Annotated in this window: 23 protein-coding genes and 2 pseudogenes; 19 read left to right on the forward strand and 6 right to left on the reverse strand. The window is 36.4% G+C overall.

Annotation, left to right across the window (positions count from 1 at the left end):
• Positions 1–17: 17 nt before the first annotated feature.
• Positions 18–853, reverse strand: a pseudogene (locus BkAM31D_RS06375) (manganese catalase family protein).
• A 173-nt stretch (positions 854–1,026) separates the two neighbouring features.
• Between BkAM31D_RS06375 and BkAM31D_RS06380 the strand changes: the two are divergent.
• Positions 1,027–2,043: a DUF1835 domain-containing protein gene (locus tag BkAM31D_RS06380; protein ID WP_066154351.1), complete on the forward strand. Its 1,017-nt coding sequence runs from the start codon at positions 1,027–1,029 to the stop codon at positions 2,041–2,043.
• A 259-nt stretch (positions 2,044–2,302) separates the two neighbouring features.
• On the opposite strand, the gene BkAM31D_RS06385 is transcribed toward BkAM31D_RS06380, so the two are convergent.
• On the reverse strand, positions 2,303–3,208 hold the full coding sequence (locus tag BkAM31D_RS06385) for a DMT family transporter (RefSeq protein WP_066154353.1): 906 nt from the start codon (positions 3,206–3,208) through the stop codon (positions 2,303–2,305).
• A gap of 179 nt (positions 3,209–3,387) precedes the next feature.
• Between BkAM31D_RS06385 and BkAM31D_RS06390 the strand changes: the two genes are divergently transcribed.
• The 9 genes from BkAM31D_RS06390 (at position 3,388) to BkAM31D_RS06430 (ending at position 10,722) form a co-directional block, all read left to right on the forward strand.
• Positions 3,388–4,827: a DHA2 family efflux MFS transporter permease subunit gene (locus BkAM31D_RS06390; protein WP_066154355.1), complete on the forward strand. Its 1,440-nt coding sequence runs from the start codon at positions 3,388–3,390 to the stop codon at positions 4,825–4,827.
• 177 nt (positions 4,828–5,004) lie between these two features.
• Positions 5,005–5,343, forward strand: a complete 339-nt coding sequence (locus BkAM31D_RS06395) for a DUF4181 domain-containing protein (protein ID WP_066154358.1) — start codon at positions 5,005–5,007, stop codon at positions 5,341–5,343.
• Between the two features lie 21 nt (positions 5,344–5,364).
• Positions 5,365–5,931, forward strand: coding sequence for a GNAT family N-acetyltransferase (locus BkAM31D_RS06400; RefSeq protein WP_066154361.1), 567 nt, complete (start codon positions 5,365–5,367; stop codon positions 5,929–5,931).
• A 118-nt stretch (positions 5,932–6,049) separates the two neighbouring features.
• Positions 6,050–6,376, forward strand: a complete 327-nt coding sequence (locus BkAM31D_RS06405) for a hypothetical protein (RefSeq protein WP_066154363.1) — start codon at positions 6,050–6,052, stop codon at positions 6,374–6,376.
• Between the two features lie 180 nt (positions 6,377–6,556).
• Complete coding sequence (locus BkAM31D_RS06410; protein ID WP_066154366.1) at positions 6,557–7,321, forward strand: polyphosphate polymerase domain-containing protein; 765 nt, start codon at positions 6,557–6,559, stop codon at positions 7,319–7,321.
• A 1-nt stretch (position 7,322) separates the two neighbouring features.
• A complete protein-coding gene (locus tag BkAM31D_RS06415; protein ID WP_066154369.1) occupies positions 7,323–8,003 on the forward strand; it encodes a DUF4956 domain-containing protein in 681 nt (226 codons plus the stop codon).
• Positions 8,004–8,107: 104 nt separating this feature from the next.
• Entirely contained in the window at positions 8,108–8,290 is a 183-nt protein-coding gene (locus tag BkAM31D_RS06420; RefSeq protein WP_066154372.1) for a hypothetical protein, read from the forward strand.
• Positions 8,291–8,427: 137 nt separating this feature from the next.
• Positions 8,428–9,576 carry a winged helix-turn-helix domain-containing protein gene (locus BkAM31D_RS06425; protein WP_066154375.1) on the forward strand — a complete coding sequence of 383 codons (1,149 nt, stop codon included), beginning with the start codon at positions 8,428–8,430 and terminating at the stop codon, positions 9,574–9,576.
• A gap of 144 nt (positions 9,577–9,720) precedes the next feature.
• Positions 9,721–10,722 (forward strand): SIR2 family NAD-dependent protein deacylase, encoded by a 1,002-nt coding sequence (locus BkAM31D_RS06430; protein WP_306807454.1) that lies wholly within the window; start codon positions 9,721–9,723, stop codon positions 10,720–10,722.
• Positions 10,723–10,952: 230 nt separating this feature from the next.
• On the opposite strand, the gene BkAM31D_RS06435 is transcribed toward BkAM31D_RS06430, so the two are convergent.
• Positions 10,953–11,279 (reverse strand): hypothetical protein, encoded by a 327-nt coding sequence (locus tag BkAM31D_RS06435; RefSeq protein WP_066154377.1) that lies wholly within the window; start codon positions 11,277–11,279, stop codon positions 10,953–10,955.
• A gap of 261 nt (positions 11,280–11,540) precedes the next feature.
• On the opposite strand from BkAM31D_RS06435, the gene BkAM31D_RS06440 reads away from it, so the two are divergent.
• The 3 genes from BkAM31D_RS06440 (at position 11,541) to BkAM31D_RS06450 (ending at position 13,609) form a co-directional block, all read left to right on the forward strand.
• Complete coding sequence (locus BkAM31D_RS06440; protein WP_066154379.1) at positions 11,541–11,957, forward strand: MarR family winged helix-turn-helix transcriptional regulator; 417 nt, start codon at positions 11,541–11,543, stop codon at positions 11,955–11,957.
• 66 nt (positions 11,958–12,023) lie between these two features.
• Positions 12,024–13,235 (forward strand): MFS transporter, encoded by a 1,212-nt coding sequence (locus tag BkAM31D_RS06445; protein ID WP_066154382.1) that lies wholly within the window; start codon positions 12,024–12,026, stop codon positions 13,233–13,235.
• Between the two features lie 29 nt (positions 13,236–13,264).
• Positions 13,265–13,609, forward strand: coding sequence for a DUF1904 family protein (locus BkAM31D_RS06450; RefSeq protein WP_066154384.1), 345 nt, complete (start codon positions 13,265–13,267; stop codon positions 13,607–13,609).
• Positions 13,610–13,669: 60 nt separating this feature from the next.
• Here the strand turns inward: BkAM31D_RS06450 and BkAM31D_RS06455 are convergent, their stop codons facing one another.
• Positions 13,670–13,960 carry a hypothetical protein gene (locus BkAM31D_RS06455; RefSeq protein ID WP_066154386.1) on the reverse strand — a complete coding sequence of 97 codons (291 nt, stop codon included), beginning with the start codon at positions 13,958–13,960 and terminating at the stop codon, positions 13,670–13,672.
• Positions 13,961–14,091: 131 nt separating this feature from the next.
• On the opposite strand from BkAM31D_RS06455, the gene BkAM31D_RS06460 reads away from it, so the two are divergent.
• Positions 14,092–14,421 (forward strand): toprim domain-containing protein, encoded by a 330-nt coding sequence (locus tag BkAM31D_RS06460; RefSeq protein ID WP_066154388.1) that lies wholly within the window; start codon positions 14,092–14,094, stop codon positions 14,419–14,421.
• A 69-nt stretch (positions 14,422–14,490) separates the two neighbouring features.
• Complete coding sequence (locus tag BkAM31D_RS23475; protein ID WP_157076809.1) at positions 14,491–14,634, forward strand: hypothetical protein; 144 nt, start codon at positions 14,491–14,493, stop codon at positions 14,632–14,634.
• 160 nt (positions 14,635–14,794) lie between these two features.
• Here BkAM31D_RS23475 and ybaK read toward each other — a convergent pair whose 3' ends face one another.
• On the reverse strand, positions 14,795–15,277 hold the full coding sequence (gene ybaK, locus BkAM31D_RS06465) for a Cys-tRNA(Pro) deacylase (protein WP_066154391.1): 483 nt from the start codon (positions 15,275–15,277) through the stop codon (positions 14,795–14,797).
• Between the two features lie 138 nt (positions 15,278–15,415).
• On the opposite strand from ybaK, the gene BkAM31D_RS06470 reads away from it, so the two are divergent.
• The gene (locus BkAM31D_RS06470) at positions 15,416–16,888 is read left to right on the forward strand and encodes a nicotinate phosphoribosyltransferase (protein WP_066154395.1); all 1,473 of its coding nucleotides are present in this window, start codon (positions 15,416–15,418) and stop codon (positions 16,886–16,888) included.
• A 100-nt stretch (positions 16,889–16,988) separates the two neighbouring features.
• Positions 16,989–18,368, forward strand: a complete 1,380-nt coding sequence (locus BkAM31D_RS06475; protein ID WP_066154398.1) for a Glu/Leu/Phe/Val family dehydrogenase — start codon at positions 16,989–16,991, stop codon at positions 18,366–18,368.
• Between the two features lie 111 nt (positions 18,369–18,479).
• On the opposite strand, the gene BkAM31D_RS06480 is transcribed toward BkAM31D_RS06475, so the two are convergent.
• Positions 18,480–18,914: a universal stress protein gene (locus BkAM31D_RS06480; protein WP_066154401.1), complete on the reverse strand. Its 435-nt coding sequence runs from the start codon at positions 18,912–18,914 to the stop codon at positions 18,480–18,482.
• 247 nt (positions 18,915–19,161) lie between these two features.
• Between BkAM31D_RS06480 and BkAM31D_RS06485 the strand changes: the two genes are divergently transcribed.
• Both BkAM31D_RS06485 and BkAM31D_RS06490 read left to right on the forward strand, forming a co-directional pair.
• Positions 19,162–20,016: a hypothetical protein gene (locus BkAM31D_RS06485; protein ID WP_066154404.1), complete on the forward strand. Its 855-nt coding sequence runs from the start codon at positions 19,162–19,164 to the stop codon at positions 20,014–20,016.
• Between the two features lie 105 nt (positions 20,017–20,121).
• A pseudogene (locus BkAM31D_RS06490) lies at positions 20,122–21,534 on the forward strand (Na+/H+ antiporter NhaC family protein).
• Positions 21,535–21,540 lie beyond the last annotated feature (6 nt).

Genomic DNA, 21,540 nt, shown 5'->3' on the forward strand with positions numbered 1-21,540 from the left:
CTTTGTTTTGGCTTTAATTAAGAATTCAAGTCAGATAGGCCAGGGCTATGTTCATTAGGCATCTCAGGAAGGTCAGGAACAGGGTAGCCTTCAGGTGGGGCGATAACGTGCAATTCATTGCTGTTTCGACTAGGTGATTCTCCTTTGAAAATGTCGCCAATTTGCGTCTGATCTAGTCTAAAATTGAATTGGGCATTATGGAAGCCCATGTCAACATATTAATATCATAATTTGGAATTGGGAATAACTTGCCCCAATCAACTCCAAGTGTCTCGAGTGCTTTGGCAAACGCGTTTTGATGTGCATTGTCACGCACGATTAAAAAGGCTAAAGTCTCTCTAAATGTCTTATTTGAACTCATTTCGTAAATTCTCGATTTTTGTAGGACGCCGGTTGATTCAAGAACCAAATTATCTAGCAAGTCACTAATTAGGTTTCCATGGCTGTATACATATGCACCTGTCCAAGGATTACCTCCTGCATCTACAGGTAGCGAAGATTGTGCCCCCATTATGTAATGGTGCGGGTTTGCATGTTCTTTAACAGCATCTTCTAAAGGCGCACCATCTGTTCCAACATTCCCAACTCCCTCTTCCCCAGAACCATTTAGTAATTGATTAATCGTTGTTTGAACAAGTTCGACATGACTAATTTCTTCTAAAAAAATACCTCTAATTAAATCTCGGTAGGGTTTAGCTTTTCCGCGAAAATTAGCACTCTGAAATGAAAATTGCATCATTGTTCTCATTTCACCGAAACGTCCACCAAGAGCTTCTTGTAGTACTTTTGCTGCAGCTGGGTCAGGTTTATCAGGTACGATCATGTTAATTAGATCTTCTTTATAAAAATACATGTTTTAACCTCCTATTTTATAAACAAACCAAGTATTGCTAAGTTATTATTTTGAAAAATATGTTATTTTATTCACTTAATTTTGAGATTTATATAAGTGAGAAAGGGATTTTATACGAGTTGTTAGAATAAAGAAAGGATAAAGCCACAAAGATGTTGAGGGAGGGTTTAAACATGATAAATGAATTAAAGAAAAAAATTGAGCATTTACATGAAGAGGAAGCAAAAGAGCTTTTGTTTCATCTCCTTCTTAAAATGAACATGTTAGAGTCAACATCTAGCTTTCAAGAGGTACAGCTCACAGAGCTTAAAACTTTCTATCAAGATCTATTAGAAAAACAGGGCTCTTCGATCGTTGAGTCCCAATACCAAAAAGCGCATATTGTTTTCGGCGATTCTGCATCTGGATGCTTAAAAAGTGTATTAGAGCAATTAGGAAAAGAAAAAGAAGAGGTTATAACTTTTTCTGATCAGTTCTCGATTGGACCTTTGTGGAACCTAGAAGAAGAGGTAGGGAAAGTTAATCGTTATGAGTGGTTGAAGGATCATATTAATTATCATGAAAAATACATTGACTCTTATTTGAAGCGTTTTGATAAGACAATAGAGAAAGTGAAACGTATTCCTAACAATAATCCGATCTTGATCTGGTATGGTGACAACGCTCATGAGCAAACGGGTTTACGGTTTGTTCTATATTTATTAAAAGGAAGACAAAATGAAGTGGTGGTTCTAAATACATCGAAACTTTATCCTGTCGATTCAAATATCGCTTACCGCCCTTTGTATACTGGAGAGATAAGTCCCGAGAAGGTTCAAATGATTTATGAACATTCAAATAGGCTCCGATTTTTAGAAAAGATGGAGCGTCAACAATTTGAGGAGGAATGGGAAGAATTAGCAACTGCACATGATGTTCTACGAATTTGGAAAGGGAATGAAGTCTTAAGTGTAAGTGAGGATTTCTATGATGATTATATCGTTCAGAAAGCTCGAAACTTACATTATGAACAAGTGAATAAGTCGTTTATAAAAGCGGCACGAGTAATAGGAGAAGTGATAGGACATGTCAACCAATATATTGGTGATGAATATATTGAGTATCGACTTAGATCGTTAATTATGAACGGAGTGTTTGAGATAAAGGGTGTTCCTAAAGCATTGAGGTATTATAGTGTGAAAATTCGATAGACATAAGTTTTGGGAGAGGCCGAAACAAAAGAGTGTTTATTAACGAGAAATCCGAACGTAATAGCATAGCATCCTCACCGGAAATATGCTTCGCTTTCTGCCGGACGGCTGGTGAGCCTCCTTATGCTAACGCATTGTGGGGTCTCACCGTTTTTTTTTGCCCCGCAGGGATATCCCTCCGCTAAGGTTGTCGGTTTTTGTATTAGAAATAACACATTTAATAATCTTCGGTCTCTCATTTTACTTTTTTGCTAAGCATCTATCCACTAGCTGAAATCGACGTCTCTTCCAGCTTTTTTCTCTCCTTAGTAGTTAGGTAAACACCAAAAAGAATCACCAAGCCTCCAAACAACTGATTTAAGGAAAGTGGTTCATCAAGGAAGAAGACTGCGCCAATGACCGTGAAAAATGGAAGAAGGTTTAGAAAAATAGATGCCCGAGAAGGTCCAATAGTTGCTACGCCAATATTCCAGAAAATTAGTGCAATGACAGAAGGGAAAATTCCTAAATAAAGAAGTCCAGCTAGTAATTGCGGTTGTAATAAATTTGGAATGCCGGCTTTCCATTCGTATAGGGCGAATGGAAGCAAAATGACTAAAGATAAAAACAACATAACAACCAAACTTCCATAGAGAGGAATATAACTATGTTGTTTAATTAATAACGAGTAAATAGCCCATGCGAACACAGCGATTAATACGAGAATGTCTCCAATATTAAATTGAAAATGTTGAATGACTTGCCAATCGCCTTTTGAAATAACCCATAATGCCCCTACTAATGACAGGGTGATCCCACTAACTTGTATTTTCGTTAACCGTTCCTTTAAAAAGATCATTCCAAGTAACAGAGCAAAAACAGGAGTACTTGTTTCAATGACTGCTACATTTGTAGACGAAGTGAATTGAAGCGAAGCGTACAAAAACACATTAAAGACAATGATCCCACTTACTGATAAGGAAAGGAGAGCCTTCCACTCTTTCAACCAAAGTGTTTGATTGTTTTTTAGTTCTCGAAAACCGACAGGAAATAAAATGATCAAAGCAATCAAACAACGAAAAAATGTCATTGTAACGGGAGGAACTTCGCTTAGTAGTTTTCCAACTAATATATTCCCTGAAAATATGATGATTGTAATTGTTAATAATAGGTAAGAACGTATCATGTTTTCATCTCCACCTTTTCCAATGGCTATTGTATCATATATGGATTGGTTATTTTTCCTGAAAATGTAAATGTAATTTAATATAAAAAGGATAGATTAATCCTTGCATTTCGTTTAATCTGTATTAGTGTTATTTCAAATATTTACTTAGGTACATATAGAGAGAAAGAGGGAATTTGATGGACTCAACAACGAATTATAATAAAACAACAATTGTTGCTTTATTACTTGCAGGATCCTTTATTGCAATCTTAAATCAAACATTAATGATTACGGCCATTCCACCGATTATGGCTGAAATGAATGTCACGGCGAATAGTGCGCAATGGTTAACGACGGTATTCATGCTCGTGAATGGTATTATGATTCCAATTAGTGCATTTCTGTTAAATCGCTATACGACAAGACAATTATTTATCGCAGCAATGAGTATTTTTGCATTTGGAACTTTAGTTGCAGGGGTAGCTCCTAATTTTGAAGTGCTTCTACTCGGTAGGGTTATACAATCAACAGGAGCTGGTGTGATGCTGCCACTTATGACAACTGTGTTTTTGATGATTTTTCCGATCAATAAGCGCGGTGCAGCAATGGGATTGATTGGTCTTGTTATTTCTTTTGCACCAGCAGTCGGACCTGCTTTGTCTGGGTGGGTTACAGGCAATTATTCTTGGAGACTGTTATTCTTCATCATTTTACCAATCGCTTTAATCGATATTTTAATAGCAGTTTTTGCTTTGAAAAATGTTACAGAGGTTACGAAACCAAAAGTAGACGTACTTTCAATAGTATTCTCTTCTTTGGGATTTGGTGGACTTCTTTATGGTTTTACGAGTGCTGGCAACCACGGTTGGTCTGACATGATTACGTTGATCACCATTGGAGTCGGTGTATTATCACTATTTCTATTCGTCACAAGGCAATTAAAGCTTGAACAGCCAATGCTAGAATTTCGTGTGTTTAAGTATTCGATTTTCCCATTTGCAGTCGTAATAGGGATGATTTCATTTATGGGGTTAATTGGCGTAGAGACACTCATTCCGTTATTTATGCAAAACATGCGAGAGTTTACCGCTTTTGAAGCTGGTTTAGCGCTATTGCCTGGTGCACTCATCACAGGTTTGCTTTCTCCAATAATTGGAAGGGTTTTTGATAAAGTTGGTGCTAAGTGGCTTGTTTTGGTTGGTTTGACGATTTTAACATTGTCTTCTTTCTCGTTTACAAATTTAGGACTTGAGACGTCTTTTGCCTATATTACAATAATGTATTCAATCCGAATGTTCGGTTTGGCACTTGTTATGATGCCGATTCAAACTGCCGCATTAAATCAATTGCCTAAGAAATTAATACCTCATGGTGCTGCATTGGATAATACAATGAGAATGACAGCTGCATCTGTAGGTACAGCAATATTAGTAACGATTATGACGACTAGTGCCACTTCTGCACAGCAGCAACCTGCGATCGCACATCCTGATATATATGGAGCGAACATTGCTTTTATTGTCCTGGCTGTACTAACATTAGGTACGCTTATCCTTTCTTTCTTTATTAAATATGATAAGCCAGCAACAGAAGAAGTAACGGTTATTAGTCAGGCAAAAGCAAGTAATGATTATTAAAAAAGATGAAGCTGATATCACGTAGATGTCAGCTTTATCTTTTTTATTCGCAGTATAAAGCAAGATGAAGAAAAATATAGCACTAGATTAATTGTTTGCAAAATAATTTCTAGAAAATCCCAGATTAAGTCATCTGTGATAAAATGATCACAACTTAGACATTAAGGATGGTGAGATATGGGTTACATCTTGATTGTAAGTATATTCGTCCTTGCCGTTAGTACCCATCTGTGGGTAAGAGGAAAGCTACAAACAGCAAAAAGAGGATGGTATAAGCACCAACATAAGGTGTTCCATGCGATATTTTATGCCCTTCTAAGCTTATTTTTAATTACGAGTCTTCTGCTTGAAGTAATTGGTTTCCTATTGGCCTTTTCCCTTTTAGGTGCTTTTACCAATTTGCTTTTTGGTTTCGAAAAATGGAAGTATGAAAAACAAAAAAAGCAATATGTGCATTATTTATTAGACTCTTTCTTTTGGTTACTAATTAGTATAACAATTTATCTATTTATCTAAACAATCACAAAGGAGATTAGAATGTTTATTCATAAAATTGACGATGAACTATCCTTAAAGCTTATTGATATAAGAGATAGCGAAAGGATCTTCCATCTAACAGAACAATCACGAGCTTATTTACGCCAATGGCTTCCATGGCTAGATCAAACGACGGAGCTTGAACATACGAAAGGATTTATAAAAGGTTGTGTAACAGCATTTGCTGAAGAAAAAAGTATGAATACAGTTATATTGTATAACGATGAAGCCGTAGGTATTGCAGGATATAACGTTCTTGATTGGAACAATAAAGTGGGTCATATTGGCTATTGGCTTGCAAAAGATTTCCAAGGAAATGGTATTATGACGAGGGTGGCTAAAGCGTTAACAGATTATGCCTTTGATGAATTACGTTTAAATAAAGTTGAAATTAGAGCCGCGGTTAACAATCAAAGAAGCCGTAGTATTCCTGAAAGGTTAGGTTATGTAAAAGAAGGAGAGATAAGACAAGCAGAGTGGTTATATGACCATTATGTTGATCATGTTATTTACGGTGTACTCGTATCAGAATGGAAAGAAGAAAGAAATAATTTGAAGAAGAGATAAACACGATAAGTCCAAAGTAGTTATATTAAGAGTCTAACCTTTTTTGCCCCACGTTAATATCTTATAGAGATTATTTAATTCATAAAAAAATTGATTCAATAAGATAGGAGTGGTAATCGTGTATTATGCACGTTTAGTACAATATCAATTAGGTCGTAATAAGAGGTTAGATGCAGAAAGAATTACACAAAAACTTGATAAAATAAGTAGGACTTTATCAGGTTTTAGAGGCAATGTTTATTTTTTTGATGATACAATTGGAGAGTATCGTGCATTAAATTATTGGGACACAAAATTGAATGCACAACAAGCTCATAAAGTGCTATGCGATAAACTAGAGAGTGAACTTCAGCTACTTAGTAGCGAAAAGCCAACCTATAAATTGTTAGAAGTTTATGACCCGCCACAGGATGAGGAATGGATCTCGTCGCATATTCAACTGTAAGGAATTAAAGGAAGTAGTCGCTTAGATGGCGACTACTTCCTTTTTTAGAGAAAGTCTTTAGCTAGTGCTTCTTATCATAAGCTTCATTTATTCTCAGCATTTTCTCATTTCCTTATAAACATTTCTTCAGATTTGATCTGTAGTATGTAGTTACAACGAATAAGTGAGGGGATGATGCATGTGGCATTAGAGATATTTAGCCGCAGAGAGCAAAAGTATTTAATTTCAGTGCATCAATACGAGCAATTAGTGAAAAAGATGAATCCGTATATGCGCTACGATAAATTTGGAGATGAAGGTCGTTATAGTGTAACAAGTTTATATTTCGAGACGCCAGATCAAAAAATTTATTATGAAACAAAAAACAAATTAAATTTTCGTCAAAAGCTTAGATTGCGTATTTATGATGATACGTCGATTGATGGCGATGCTTTTTTTGAAGTAAAGCAGAAATATAATAATGTTGTTAATAAAAGGAGGATGGTCATCCCGCTTCGCGAGGCGTATCGCTATTTGGAGAAACATGAGAGTGACTCGGTTTTAGATTATCAAACTTCAAATTATCAAGTATTGAAAGAGATTGATCATTTTCGGAAGTTTTACAATCTAAAACCTGAGATGGTGGTTAGTTATGATCGTCATGCATTTCATTCAATTACCAACTCAGATCTTCGTATTACATTTGACTTGAACTTACGGTGCCGAAAGAATGATCTTCGTATTGAAAATGGTCCATATGGGAGCAATTTCATTGATGCTAATTTAGTTGTACTTGAAGTGAAGGTTACGGATAGTGTACCGCTCTGGTTAACAAGAATGCTACAAGAATTAAATTGTGAACAAAGAAGCGCTTCAAAATTTTGTACGAGTGCGGAGCTATTAAGTAACAAATGGCTGTCCGGTAGTCATGTAAATAAAGAGAAGGTTATGATTGGAGGAATGTAACATGCAAGAATTAAATCAACTTTTTACAAGTGGAACCATAGAGCAATCATCTTATCTGATGACCGTTTTTGCAATGATGGGCGCAGCAGGGCTGAGTTTAATCGTAACAAAAGTGTATCAATTAACCTTTTCTGGAGAGCGTTACTCTCAATCATTTGTTCATACAATTATTATGATGAGTGTATTGGTTTCTGTTGTTATGAATGTAGTTAGTAATAATGCAGGAGTGGCATTAGGTCTCTTCGCAATCTTCTCGTTGATTCGTTTTCGAAGTGCGGTAACAGAAGCGATTGATATTGCTTATATTTTCTTTGGACTTTGTATCGGTATGACATGTGGATTGTTTCAAATTGAGTTGGCGATTATTTTGACGATATTTGCTAGCATTGTTTTTTATTTGCTTTATAAATTTGATTATGGCAAGGGCAAGGATACACAAATTTTAAAAGTGACCGTTCCTGAAAACCTAAATCATGAGAATATGTTTGATGAGATATTTGCTACACTAACCGATTACCATGTTTTGAGGCAAGTGGAGACGACCAATCTTGGTACAATGATTCAATATACGTATGCAATTAGAAGCAAAAAAGAAGTAAAGGACCAAGAGTTATTGAATGTGATTAGAGAAAAAAATGCAAACTTAAAGGTATCCTTGTCTTATTTTCCAACAGCAGATTAGGAATAATCTTTTCTGGAAATTCTCATTTTAGGCATACTTTTTCTTCCCTCTGATATTGCTCTGACATACACGGCTTAAAGTAGTGTATAGAAGGAGTGATACGAATGAACATGTATGAATTATTTATAAATGGGCAAGAGGTTATGCAGAAAATAAAGGAGCAACAAGAAGGACATCAGTACACAAAAATAAAAAGAAAAAGGCCGCGAAAGTGGGATTTAATTATGAAAGATGTATTTACTCTTATAAAGCGAGACGCAAGATGGTGGAAGAATATTGTGAAGTAACAAGATTCTCCGTTACGATAAAAGAAGAAATCAAAGGTCCATTAGATCTTTGATTTCTTCTTTTTATTTTTTGGGAATTTAGTAGTTAATGGGGGATTCTCCCTTATGATAAAGGAAGAAGAGAGGGGGAGTTCTTATTGACTATTGAGTTAAATGAGGCAGAATTCTTAGTAACGGTTGAGAATGAAAGTGTTCAATTGCTAAGAAAAGAGTTTTTGCTTTTTGCTTACCTTTATCGGCATAAAGAAAAAACGTTCACACGCGAGCAGCTTCTTGATGCTGTTTGGCGATTAGAATCTCCTAGTGACCGGACAGTAGATGATCATATTTACCGTCTTCGGAAAAAACTCAACCGTTGGTGCAACCTTTTTCGAATTGAAACGAAAAAAGGTTATGGGTACTGCTTGAAGATAGTTGAAGTTCCAGAAAAGTCTAATCCCCTTATGAACAATAGAGAATTTATTGAACAGACGAATAAATTATTTCGTCTGTATTACATGTATGGACAAGGAAAAGCAATTGAGACATTGATATCTTCTCCTTCCCTTGCCGTTCCTCTTGATCCTAAGCAACAATTGCTATCAATGATCATAAAAGGAGAATATAAAAAAATTCTAGAGTCAGAGCATTTGTCCGAACTGGATAAAGTTTATATTTATATTGATCTATATGTCCATCTTGAGGGGAACTTAGATGACTCAATTGCTGTTACGAAAAAAGTATTAGCAACAATGAAACTAGAATCTGACTTACTAGATGAATTGATGTATATCAGTTTACCTATTCAATATTTACTAAATAATCAGATGGACGAAGCGACAGAACAGATTGAGCTGGCCAAAAAAAAAGTGAACACGCCAGACAATGGATTTTACCCAATTGTATTAATGATTGAGTTCATGTTGTACTTACGTAGAAGACAGTTGGTAGTAGCTAAAAAGAAAATCGAAGAAGTGGAGCAATTGTTGATCGAGCGACCTTATCAACGTGAACTTGGAATGGCATCGATCTTGAGAGGCTTGCTTCTCTTTGCGGAAGGAAATGCAAAGGAAGCGAAAGAAAACGTGAATGTTGGATTAGAGATCGTTCAAGGAACAAAAAATGAATATTACTTTTTATTTTGTTATACAGTCATTATTTCTTTTTTAAACGTATATCAAGTTGAACAAGTACATGTCCGATTTTATCAAGCTCTCCAACAAAGTTATTTCAAAAGACATCACTTAGATGAGCTAAAGCCAATAGTCGTGAGAAAGATATCTCACTTATTGACAGCGCGGGCTTAGATCATTTGATAGTAGGTGAAAAGTGGAGGTTCAACAAACCTCTGCTTTTTTTTATCAAATTCTACGTTTAAGAATAGAAGTAATGAGGAATTGGAAAGGATGTGAATAAAACAACATTAAGATTTACATAAAGGAGACAGATTAATGAAGAACTGGGAAACCGTTATGCAGTTGGTAGGAGATGGAGAAAGCGGAAGGATCGAGATTCTAAGAGGTCAAAGTGAAGATAATGAGTGGGTGTTTAAAACAAAGGAACGTGAAGAGGCAAAGCAGTATCCTAATTTCCTTGAGGCATTTAAAAGCCTTCGTACTGTTTGGAATCACGTAACACCTTCCTTTCTCAATTCTTTATATAGAGAGCAAGTATGGGATGAGTTGACAAATGAGGGTCTTACTAAAGAAAACCTCAAGCCATGGGCAAAGAGTTGTCTTCCTGAAATGTTTCAAGTTGCCGAATACATAAAAGCCTCATCTAAAACAGTAGTTTTTACGGGAGCTGGTATGTCAACGGAAAGTGGCATTCCTGATTTTCGATCTCGTTCTGGTTGGTGGAAACAAGTAGATCCTAGAACAGTTGCCACGATAGAAGCCCTTGAGCAAGATTATCCTCTGTTTCATGAATTTTATAGCATGCGAATGAGATCCTTACAAAAGATTAAACCGCATGATGGTCATAATATTCTAGCGGAGTGGGAGAAGAGGGGCCTAGTCCACCTTGTGGCAACTCAAAACGTTGATGGACTTCACCAGGAAGCAGGAAGTCAGCATGTTGAAGAACTGCACGGCTCTATAAAGCAATTGAAGTGTCAACAATGTGAAAAGGAAGCTACAACCGATGAATTTCTAGAGGGTAAACCATGTTCGCATTGCGGCGGAAAGTTGCGAACGTGCGTGGTACTTTTTGGTGAGGCGTTACCTCAACAAGCATGGAAGCAATCGTTTGAGACGATTAAGGAAGCTGATGTGGTGATTGTAATCGGAACGAGTCTAGAGGTTTATCCGGCTGGTGAACTTCCATTTCTTTCAAATGGAAAAACCATTCTAATTAATCTTGAAGAAGTCGAGAATGATTTTGATGTGACGATTACTGGGAAAGCAAAAGAGACATTACAAAGAATCAACGAATTGCTCGTAATTGTTGAGTAGAAAGTAGGTGCCGCTTGGACATAACTAAAGTGTTTAATTGAGACAACCTTAGCGGAGGACATATACGAACTCCTGCTGGATCAAAAGACAAGGGTGATACTCGACAGTGCGTTCTTACGATGAGGCCCACCATCCGCTCCAAAAAAGCGAAGTGAAATTCCGGAGCGGATGGCTATGCTACTACGTTCGGATTTTTTATGATAAAAACTCTTGTGTCCCGGCTTCATTTTTTAATTGTTCCAACCATCAAAAGGATATTTGTCAACGAGGGTAGCTGGAGAGCTTTTTTCCGTTTCATGATTATTAGAAATGAGATTGACAACAATTCGCTGATCCTGTTTAATATCCGCTTCCTCTTGTAATTCAACCCAAATTTTATTAATGCTAGTTGGAGCTTTATTGGAATGAATAAGAAGCAATACATGATTCCCGCTTACATCCATTATTCTGCCTTTTAATTCACTATCTGTATAAGCTTGATTGCCAAAAGGCGCTTTTTCGATAAAGCTTGCAACAAGTAACAATAGCAAAGAAGTTATAAGAAAAGTTTTTAACAATTTGATCAGCTCCTTATAAGGGTTGATAACGCTTTCTCTAGGTATCTTACTATTAGGTATTTTTCTTTGTAAATAGAATGATGAAAAGAAATTGTGTAAATTTTTACCAAATCAATCTAATCGTTGCTCAAAGCTTTTGTATGTCTATTATTTATACAAAGTGCCTTTTCTTTAGAGAGGGGAAATAGTTTGAAAAAGTTGATTTAAAGGTTTATAATTACCTAGGTAAGTAATTGAGGAATAAAGAAGGAAGGTATTTCTATGACATTGTTATATGGTCATGTTACTAATCAGTTGGCTCGCAAATTTAAGAAAAAGTGGGATGAACAGCTTTCGCCAACTGGTCTGTTTAGTTCACAGTGGGCAATTCTTTACTTTTTATTTAAGAAGGGGAAAGTAACACAGATTGAAATTAGTAAGTATTTGAACGTTGAGGCACCGACGATTACGAGAACGTTGAATCGTCTAGAAGAAGATGGTTGGATAAATAGAGAGTCTGGAAAGGATCGCAGAGAGCGCTTTGTTTGTCTTACGGATAAAGCACGTGAACATTATCCAGAACTATTAAAGCTTGCGCAAGAGATAGAAAATGAAACGATAGCAGGAATTAGTGAACAGGAGCTTTATATTTTCAGACGAGTTGTCGAGCAAATGCATGAGAATTTAGATCGACTTTAATAGTTTAGAGTAATTAACATGTGAGAAATAGTTACCTAGGTAATTATTGGGAGTTAGGAGAAGATAATGGCTAATCAAGCGCTCTGGTCAAAGGATTTTATTTTCATTACAATTTGCAATCTTTTGGTCTTTTTAGGTTTTTATTATTTAATTGTGACTATGCCGATATACACTCTTCAGGAGTTAGGAGGAACTGAAGCAGAAGCAGGATTCGTTGTTACTTTGTTTTTACTTACAGCGATTGTGATTCGCCCTTTTGCCGGAAGGTGGGCTGAAGATTATGGACAACGAATCGTCTTATTTAGTGGTCTTGCTATTTTGGTTTTAGGGTCATTCTTGTATGTACTTGTCGATTCAATTTTTGGATTAATGGTTGTTAGGTTATTTCACGGAATTGGGTTCGGAATTGCGACTACGGCAACAGGAGCCATTGTAGCTAATATCATCCCTGAAGCGAGAAGAGGAGAAGGAATGGGCTACTATGCATTATCATTTAATATTGCCGTTGTTTTAGGTCCATTTTTAGGATTAACAGCGATTCGTGACTGGAGCATGATTACGTTATTTGTAATCGTTATTTTTTGCAATATACTTGCTGTGTTGTTTGCGATGCTTCTTGGCAAGACTAGAACCAATGCCGCTGAAGTGGAGAAGAGCGTGAAAAAACGTAGATTTGAATGGGTGGAAAAAACAGCTGTTCCTATAGCAATAGTAGCTGCTTTATTTGCGATCATATATTCATCGGTATTATCATTTGTTCCGGTATATGCTGAGGAAATTGGACTATTGCATATTTCAAGTTACTTTTTTGTTGTTTATGCTGTTGCGATGGTTATCTCTAGACCATTTACTGGCAGGGGATTTGACCGCTTTGGTGCAAGTATGATTGTCTATCCCTCCATTGCTTTTTTTGCTGTAGGGATGTTGCTCTTAAGTGTTTCAGAGACTGCATTTCTGTTCTTAGTAGCTGCTGCTTTTATCGGATTAGGGTGGGGGACTCTGTTTCCAACTTTTCAAACAATTTCTGTTCAAAGAACGGCTCCTAATAAGCGGGGGTTGGCCCTCGCATCATTTTTGTCCATTTTTGATCTTGGTATTGCGTTTGGATCGCTTATCGTAGGGATCATCGTTGCAGAGATAAGCTTACATTCCTTTTATTTCTATTCATCCTTTGTCCTTTTATTAGGAATGGCGGTGTATAATGTAGTTTATGGAAGATATGTAATGAAGAACATGCAGCATCAAATAAAGAGAAACAATCGTGCCAGTAATCTTTAAGGCTATTTCAAGCAAAGGAGATTGATTCCATGCCATTTGTAAGGTTTAGAGGCTTTGAAAAACAAGACCTCGAACAACTTAGTCCTTATCTTGTTGAAGAATTTGCAACTATTGCTGAAATTCCGATGGAAATAGTAAAAGTAGAACTCCTTCATGCGGAACAGTTAACAAATAACCCGCCTCTTGTTGAAATTTCAATGTTTCAAAGAGATCAGAGTACCCATGATGCTATAGCAGCAATGATATATAGATTGGTAAATAACTATGGTTATAAAAATGCACATATCTTTTTTGTCATTTTACAGCCTGGACTTTACTATAAAGAAGGGGTCGCTTTAAACGAAATCCCCAAAGTTGTTTATTCTAAAAGTTAGCAAGCAATATAGAAGGAAATGAAAGACCTACCCCTACTGCCAAGAAGGGATAGGTCTTTGTTAGATTGAAAAACTAATACCACCATGCTCACTAATTTCGACTGTTGAATAGCTTTTAAAAGGCTCAACCGTAGTAATTTCTTCTGTCGAACTTGAAAGATTTTCGATGTATTCTTGATAAGCATCATAATCTTTAATAAGGTGATAATAATAGACCTTCTCCCCTTCAATCACATCGCTATCCTTTAGGACAAATCGATCACTAAATAAGCTTTTAAACCATGACTGGGCTTCTTCATGACTTCTAAAGTCCGGCATTTGATCATAAATAGTTGTTAAATCAATCTTCAAGGTAACCCGCTCCTTTCGATACGATTTAGTATGAGCGTCATTTATTAATCTATTCGAATATCGCTATACAAAAACAAAAAGTACGATAAATTTATTCAGATTGGTCAAAGTAAAAAGAGGGAGTGAAAGCTATGGAGGAGAAAGTGTTAATTGTAGAAGGAACAAGTGACCGCAAGCGTGTAAAAAAAGTACTTGTTGAGCCTGTAGAAATTATTTGCACATATGGAACCTTGAGTGATGAAAAATTAGAAAACTTAATCTATCCGATTGAAGATAAAGATGTATATGTGTTTGTTGATGCTGATGATGCTGGAAAGAGTTTAAGAAAACAGTTGAAAAGGGAGTTACCTAATGCGACTCATCTTTATACCTTGAGTGAATATGGACAGGTTGAAACAACTCCATATGATTATTTAGCTCAAGTACTGCGAGCCTATTTTCAGGTAAGGGAGCGTGTTTAATCAAAAGATGAGCATAAGAAATTTGTTTGGACTAATAATATACATCTAGATGTAAAGGAGGAAGGATAAATGAAAAAGGAAAAACAATTCAATCAGCAAAGACAGGTAGAGCAGGGTAATCAAATTCCTTCAATAAAACAGGAAAAAGAAAAAATGAAGAACGTTGAAAAAGACGGCTTTCGTTATGATTATGACGACTCTTCTAATGTATAAAATTGGGCCTGTTAATTAAAGAGCCACTGAAAAAGGGATGTGTGTCTCCTTTTTCAGTGGCTCTTAAGACTTCTTAGGAAATAGGTGAAGCAGTTCTGGTAAACTAATAATTATTTCAAAATACTAGAAACCGTTCTTGTTTACATTAATATTTGCATGCTTAATCTCCTTTTATGATTGGTGCTAATGTTGCACCTGTGACGTCGATTAAATTTTCTACTGTTATCTCAATTTGGACACCAATCATTCCACCACTAACAATTATTGTTTCAAGTGTTTGTGCTTCATGAGCGATAAAAGTAGGAAATGACTTTTTCATACCGATTGGTGAGCAGCCACCGCGAATGTAGCCTGTTACTTTTACAATGTCTTTAACTGGGATCATTTCTATTTTCTTTTCTTCGGCTGCTTTTGCAGCTTTTTTCAAATCAAGTTCTGCTTCAACTGGAATAACAAACACATAAAAATGTTTACTACTACCTTGGGCTACGAGAGTTTTGTATACATATTCTGCTTGTTTGCCAATTTTGTTAGCAACAGAAACGCCGTCTATTTTCCCATCATTCACGTGATAGTTTATGATCTCATATGCGATCTTTTGCTGATCCAAACTCCTCATAGCATTCGTTTTTGCTTTTTTCACCCTGTCACCTCTTTCTAGTAATTCTCATTATTTTATTATGAATTGGTTTCTGTTTAAAGCATAGTACAAGATAAGTTTTCTTTTAGATAATATAATTAAGGAAATACTTATTTACTAATAGTTATTTTCAGGAGGTATATGATGGAATTTAAAGATGATAGCTTAGCACTACATACAGACGCTTATCAAATCAACATGACTGAAACGTATTGGCATGATCATATGCATAATCGCAAGGCCGTGTTTGAATTATATTTTAGAAAGTTGCCATTTGGAAATGGATACGGCATGTTTGCTGGGCTAGAGCGTATTATTGAATATGTGAAGGGATTTCGTTTTAGTGACAGTGATATTGAGTATTTACGTGACTCGATCGGATATGAAGAGGACTTTCTTCAATACTTAAAGTCACTTACATTCACGGGCACGATTCGCTCAATGCGTGAAGGGGAACTCGTATTTGGGAATGAACCAATTCTGCAAGTAGAGTCAACGTTAGCGGAAGCGCAATTATTAGAAACTGCATTACTGAACATCGTTAATTATCAAACGCTTATTGCAACAAAAGCATCGAGAATTAAGCAGGTGATTGGGAAGGAGAAGGCACTTGAGTTTGGCTCGCGCAGAGCACAAGAAATGGATGCAGCAATTTGGGGAACTAGAGCCGCTTTTATTGCGGGATTTGATTCAACTAGTAATGTGCGGGCAGGGAAGAAGTTTGGAATTCCTGTGTCTGGAACGCACGCGCATTCGATGATACAAGTGTATAAAAGTGATTACTTAGCTATGAAAAAATACGCTGAAAGCTGTGTGCGGAGGAAAAATAAAGTCTTCATTCCCCTTGTCGATACGTACGATGTTCTCCGTTCAGGAGTGCCTGCAGCGATTAAGGTAGCAAAGGAATTCAAAGGAAAGGTCGAGTTCTTAGGTGTACGTCTAGACGGGGGAGATATGGCCTATCTTTCAAAGGAAACACGAAAGATGTTAGATCAGGCGGGCTTCCAACAAACGCAAATTGTCGCGTCCAGTGATCTTGACGAACAGACCATTTTAAGTTTAAAAGCTCAGGGGGCCCAAATTGATGTTTGGGGGATTGGGACAAAGCTAATTACAGCTTTTGATCAGCCAGCTTTAGGTGCAGTGTATAAAATTGTTGCCATAGAAAACGAAGAAGGCGAGATGGTCGATACGATTAAGATTTCTTCTAACCCAGAAAAAGTAACCACGCCTGGTATGAAGAAGGTGTATCGAATTATTAATACACTTAATCAGAAGTCTGAAGGGGATTATATCACTCTTGAAGATGAAGAACCTCAAAAAGAAGAACAATTAAAAATGTTTCATCCTACTCATACGTTCATTAGTAAGTATGTATCGAATTTTGAAGCGCGTGAGTTGTTAACAAATGTATTTGTTGATGGAGAGCTCGTTTATAAGAATCCTGACATTTTTGCAATTCAACAATTTGCTTTAGAAAATCTGAATGTACTTTGGGAAGAATATCAACGTACTTTAAACCCTGAAGAATATCCAGTTGACTTAAGTCAAAAGTGTTGGGATAACAAAATGGATATTATTCATGAAATAAAGGCAGAGCTAAAAACTAAATGATTACACTTTTATAGAATAAAAAAGAAGAAAACGTTTTATATATTGTTGTGAGGGTATTTATTAATTAGAAACATCCAAGAATGCAATAGGAGGTTTTGTAATGGGAAGTCAAACTGGAGAAATTGTACAAGCATCGTTAAAAGCATTATTGGAGGATTCCTCTTTTCTGCCAGAGCTACAAAATCAGGATAGAAATCAAGCCTTTGCCTCATTGGCTGCTATTTTATCAACACCAAACAAAGTACATAAGGCTTTTCTACGAGTCACGTTAGACGATGGAAAAGTTGTTCGGATTCCAGCGTTTCGTGTACAACATAATAATACACTTGGCCCTTACAAAGGTGGAATTCGTTTTCATGAATCAGTTAATGAAGAAGAAGTGATGAATCTTGCTGCTTTGATGACATTGAAAAATGCACTACATGATGTGCCGTTTGGGGGAGGGAAAGGTGGAATTATCGTCAACCCTCGAAATCATTCTGCGAAAGAAATAAATTTGATCTGTCAAAAATATGTTCATTATTTTAGTGATATTTTAGGACCAGATAAAGATATTCCAGCTCCAGATATGGGTTCTGGAGACAGGGAAATGGATTGGATGATGGCCGAATATAAGAGCATAAGACCTGGAGAAGCCTATCTTGGCAGCTTTACGGGTAAAAGTGTTGTTAATGGTGGATCATTAGGCCGAAGAGAAGCAACGGGTAAAGGAGTGTATTTCTCTTTTCGTTACATGGTTCATGATTTCTTGCAGGAGAAGCAAGCTTTTTTAAGAAAAAGTGATAATCAGTTCGCTCAAACCTTGCTTCATTATACAGATAAACCACTAAAGCTTGCGGTACAAGGGTTTGGTAACGTTGGTTCAGTGGCCGCTCTTGAAGCGTATCACTGTAAAATGCTACAAAATAAAGTCGTAGCAGTTAGCGACCGTAACGTTATGCTTTATAACTCAGAAGGGCTTAACATACCAGCTCTGATTGAATTCACGTCAAAAAACCGCGGAGACTTGCCGACATCGGAGGAACAATTAGCTCATTGCGGAGTAAAAGCTGACATTCATGACCGGGATCAAATTTTAACACTTGATGTCGATGTGTTAATGCTTGCTGCATTAGAAGATCAAATTCACAAAGACAATATGGAGCAGATCAAAGCGAGAATAATTGTGGAAGGGGCCAATGCACCGGTCACGGGTGAAGCCGATCGTTATTTAAGTGATAAAGGGGTTATCATCATTCCAGACATATTAGCAAATGCCGGTGGTGTAATCGTTTCATATTTTGAATGGCTTCAAGGCCGTGAAACACAATTCTATACGGAAGAAGAAGTGTTCAAGTTGCTAGTTGGAAAAATGACAGGAACCATGGAAATGATCTTACCACAATATTTTGGTGACCCTTTTACATTACGCCAGAATTGTTTCATTCATTCTGTTATGAAACTGTCTACCGTATTGTATCGCCAAGGAAAATTATATTAAAGTTTCTTTAAAGCTGTGTTGGATTCAATTCAATGCAGCTTTATTTCTCGAGTCCTAAAGGGTAAAAACAAGGTTTAAGTGCTCATACTTAAACCTTGTTTCTAGTTCTTTCTATTCATTTCGAACAATAATGACATCGCATTTAGCCCTTCTAACGATACCTTCTGAAACACTTCCCATTAAAAATCTCTCAACGGTATTTAATCCTGTTGCTCCAGCTACAATTAAGTCAACTGAGTGTTTTTCAGCGATTTCTTTAGGAATTTTCGCTCGTGGCGAGCCGTAACCAAGGTCTGTTACAACTTCTTTCACACCTGCTTCTAATGCAAGTGTTTGAGATTCGTCAAGTAGGGCTTTTCCATGTGCTTCTGTTCTTTCTGTAAAGGTGCGATCATAATATTCAAGGGTGCCCGTTGTGCGATTATCAATTACATAAGAAATAACAAGCTTTGCTTCATCATTTTTGGCAAGATCAATGGCTCTATGTAGAGCGCGCTTCGCTTCATTTGAACCATCTACAGCTACAAGAATCGTATTATAACTCATTACCTTCACTCTCCTTAGTATCTAACATGTCTTCTTGTTTAGAATAATCGATCTATTCAGATTATAATGTGATGTTCGTCACAGTAAAAGGGAATTTTTGAAATCTTGGTGGATGAAAGTCGAACTATCCCTCTTGCTATGCTCCATTTTAAAGCGATTCCAGACGTTTTTTCCAATTTTTGATTTCGATTATTTTATCATTAAGAGACTAATACTAAAACAAAATGCTAAATGGAAGTGACTTCAGATGAAACTTCGTAGGAAACCTAATAAGATTCCATTTCTGATCTTAGGATTGATCCATATATTCATGCTTGGCTATACATTTTATAAAAGCAATAATCGAAAAAGGGATATCGTTCTTTTATTTAATTTTACAGGCTTTGCCTATTGCTTAGATTATTTAGTTGTTACATTGTTTAAAGGGTATGTATATAAACCCAAATTCTCGAACCAGAAAGAGATCGATAATATTGCTGGCTCGATCATGTCACAGTTCTTTTATGTTCCTATAACGGCCTTATTCATAACTGTATTTGGGTTTGGTTGGAAGGCGAAGTTGTTATTTAGCTCTTATTTTGTACTGATTGAACGGATTTTTACTAAATTAGCTGTGTATCAAAATAAGTGGTGGAAAACAACCTATACGTTTAGTTTTATTTTCTTATCCTTTCTATTAAATGATTATTGGAGCCGTAAGTTAACTAAAGGGAACGAAACAATTTTAAATATTTCATTCTATAACATGATTCAAATGACTTGGATGAATATTATTTTTGTATTAGCGTTACTTGGGGAAATTAGGTATGGGGCGAAAAATTTATCGTGGAAGCAGCATTTTAAAGTAGCTCCTTTCATTGGGTATTTCGTTTCAGCTTTAACCTTTTGGACGTTCAAAAGCAACCGAATGTTATCTAAAGCTAAATTGTTTTTCTCATTTTTAATAGTTGATTTTATCTTAATTAAAAAAGGTGTATTGAAAGTTCGAAGCTGGTTCGTTTTGCCGTTAATATATTTGGTGGTCATTATTTCATCCAGTTATTATCGGAATTGGGTCATTTCAATACCAAATGATGTAAAGAATGATTATGCAATAGACTAGACTAAATGAGCGAAAGCAAAGCGAAAGTATAATATTGGAGCTCCATCACATGCTAACAAAGAAGGGTTTTATTAATTCGTTGAGATCTGAAGGTAGGTGATGGTAATGGAAGCAAGCTGGCTATCGATCATTCCGTTTTTAGTCGTGATCCCCGTAGCTATATATACGAAACAAGTACTTCCGGCTCTTTTTCTAGGTTTGTTAGTTGGATCTTACTTGCTTGAGCCTACAATTATCGGTGGGATCCAAACGATGTTTATTTATGTTGTACAAGCACTTATTGATCCAAACAATATTAAAATTATTGTATTTCTGTACGCCTTTTCTGGACTTGTCGGCATGATTAAAATGACAGGGGGATTAGAGGCTTTGTTGAAAAAGCAGCAGAGAGAATTCAGACAAGAAAGCAAGCTTTGCTTTTAACATATGTCTCTACAATCGGAACATTTGCTTCTCCTACATTCAGGTTTGTTACAATTGCCCCGATTATGAGAGCATTGTTAAAAAAAGTGAAGATGACTACTGCGGAGCTTGGTTTTGTAATAGAGACGACGGCAACTCCAGTTATTGTATTGATTCCAGTAGCTACAGCATTCGTTGGATATATGGTTTCGATTATTCAAATTGCAACTGAGAATCAAGGGCTGGAGATAGATCCGTATTCATTGTTTATTCAAAGCATTCCTTTTAACTTTTTTTCCATAGTTATGATTGTATTAGGTGTCTATTTGAGCTTCTTTCACCATTCTAAAAAGAAGTCGAATGCTCCAATGCAGATTGAAGAAGAAACGGTTGAAGAGGAAGAGGATTGGCATGATTGTCATCCGTCCGTTTCGAAAGAATTGCCAATAAAACCGCTCAATCTTTTATTGCCTCTCGTTCTTGTCATTGCACTCACCTTATTTTTGACATGGTGGGATGGGCACGTACAAGGATTTGGTTTCTTAGAGGCGTTTATAAAAGCGGAAGTCTTAGATGCAATGGTTATTGGTCTGTTAATTACCGTATTAATTTCTTTTGCGATGTACCTATTTCAACGTTTTAAGTTAGAAGAGTTAATCTCAGGTTTCATAGCAGGTGGCAATGAGTTAATGTCTGTTATTTTGCTTTTATCTGTTGTTTGGGGACTTTCATCAATTACAGATGACTTAGGTTTTTCAAGTTTTATTGTTGCCCATACTGGTTGGATTCCACAAGCGTTTATTGCGCCGCTTATATTTGTGTTTGGGGCAGCTGTCTCTTATTTTATTGGCTCAGCTTGGGGACATGGGGATTTTAATGCCACTTGGTGTATCACTTGCAATGGTAAGTGAAGTGTCTTTACCATTAGTGATAGGGGCAGTATTTGCAAGTGGATCGTTTGGGGCATTTTCTTCGCCACTAAGTGATGATACTAATACAATAGCAAAAATATTAGGTTTATCAGTGATGGAATATGCCAAATACAAATTAAAACCAGCTTTAATTGCAGCTGCCATTACGACAGGATTATATGTTGCTGTGATGTTTATTTTTTAAAGCCTC

Source organism: Halalkalibacter krulwichiae, assembly GCF_002109385.1.
GTDB classification, from domain to species: Bacteria; Bacillota; Bacilli; order Bacillales; family Bacillaceae_D; genus Halalkalibacter; species Halalkalibacter krulwichiae.

Coding starts and splice junctions, on each gene's coding strand:
- BkAM31D_RS06380 (WP_066154351.1), top strand. CDS start 1,027: ATGATAAATGAATTAAAGAAAAAAATTGAGCATTTACATGAAGAGGAA.
- BkAM31D_RS06385 (WP_066154353.1), bottom strand. CDS start 3,208: ATGATACGTTCTTACCTATTATTAACAATTACAATCATCATATTTTCA.
- BkAM31D_RS06390 (WP_066154355.1), top strand. CDS start 3,388: ATGGACTCAACAACGAATTATAATAAAACAACAATTGTTGCTTTATTA.
- BkAM31D_RS06395 (WP_066154358.1), top strand. CDS start 5,005: ATGGGTTACATCTTGATTGTAAGTATATTCGTCCTTGCCGTTAGTACC.
- BkAM31D_RS06400 (WP_066154361.1), top strand. CDS start 5,365: ATGTTTATTCATAAAATTGACGATGAACTATCCTTAAAGCTTATTGAT.
- BkAM31D_RS06415 (WP_066154369.1), top strand. CDS start 7,323: ATGCAAGAATTAAATCAACTTTTTACAAGTGGAACCATAGAGCAATCA.
- BkAM31D_RS06420 (WP_066154372.1), top strand. CDS start 8,108: ATGAACATGTATGAATTATTTATAAATGGGCAAGAGGTTATGCAGAAA.
- BkAM31D_RS06430 (WP_306807454.1), top strand. CDS start 9,721: ATGAAGAACTGGGAAACCGTTATGCAGTTGGTAGGAGATGGAGAAAGC.
- BkAM31D_RS06440 (WP_066154379.1), top strand. CDS start 11,541: ATGACATTGTTATATGGTCATGTTACTAATCAGTTGGCTCGCAAATTT.
- BkAM31D_RS06445 (WP_066154382.1), top strand. CDS start 12,024: ATGGCTAATCAAGCGCTCTGGTCAAAGGATTTTATTTTCATTACAATT.
- BkAM31D_RS06450 (WP_066154384.1), top strand. CDS start 13,265: ATGCCATTTGTAAGGTTTAGAGGCTTTGAAAAACAAGACCTCGAACAA.
- BkAM31D_RS06460 (WP_066154388.1), top strand. CDS start 14,092: ATGGAGGAGAAAGTGTTAATTGTAGAAGGAACAAGTGACCGCAAGCGT.
- BkAM31D_RS23475 (WP_157076809.1), top strand. CDS start 14,491: ATGAAAAAGGAAAAACAATTCAATCAGCAAAGACAGGTAGAGCAGGGT.
- BkAM31D_RS06470 (WP_066154395.1), top strand. CDS start 15,416: ATGATGGAATTTAAAGATGATAGCTTAGCACTACATACAGACGCTTAT.
- BkAM31D_RS06475 (WP_066154398.1), top strand. CDS start 16,989: ATGGGAAGTCAAACTGGAGAAATTGTACAAGCATCGTTAAAAGCATTA.
- BkAM31D_RS06480 (WP_066154401.1), bottom strand. CDS start 18,914: ATGAGTTATAATACGATTCTTGTAGCTGTAGATGGTTCAAATGAAGCG.
- BkAM31D_RS06485 (WP_066154404.1), top strand. CDS start 19,162: ATGAAACTTCGTAGGAAACCTAATAAGATTCCATTTCTGATCTTAGGA.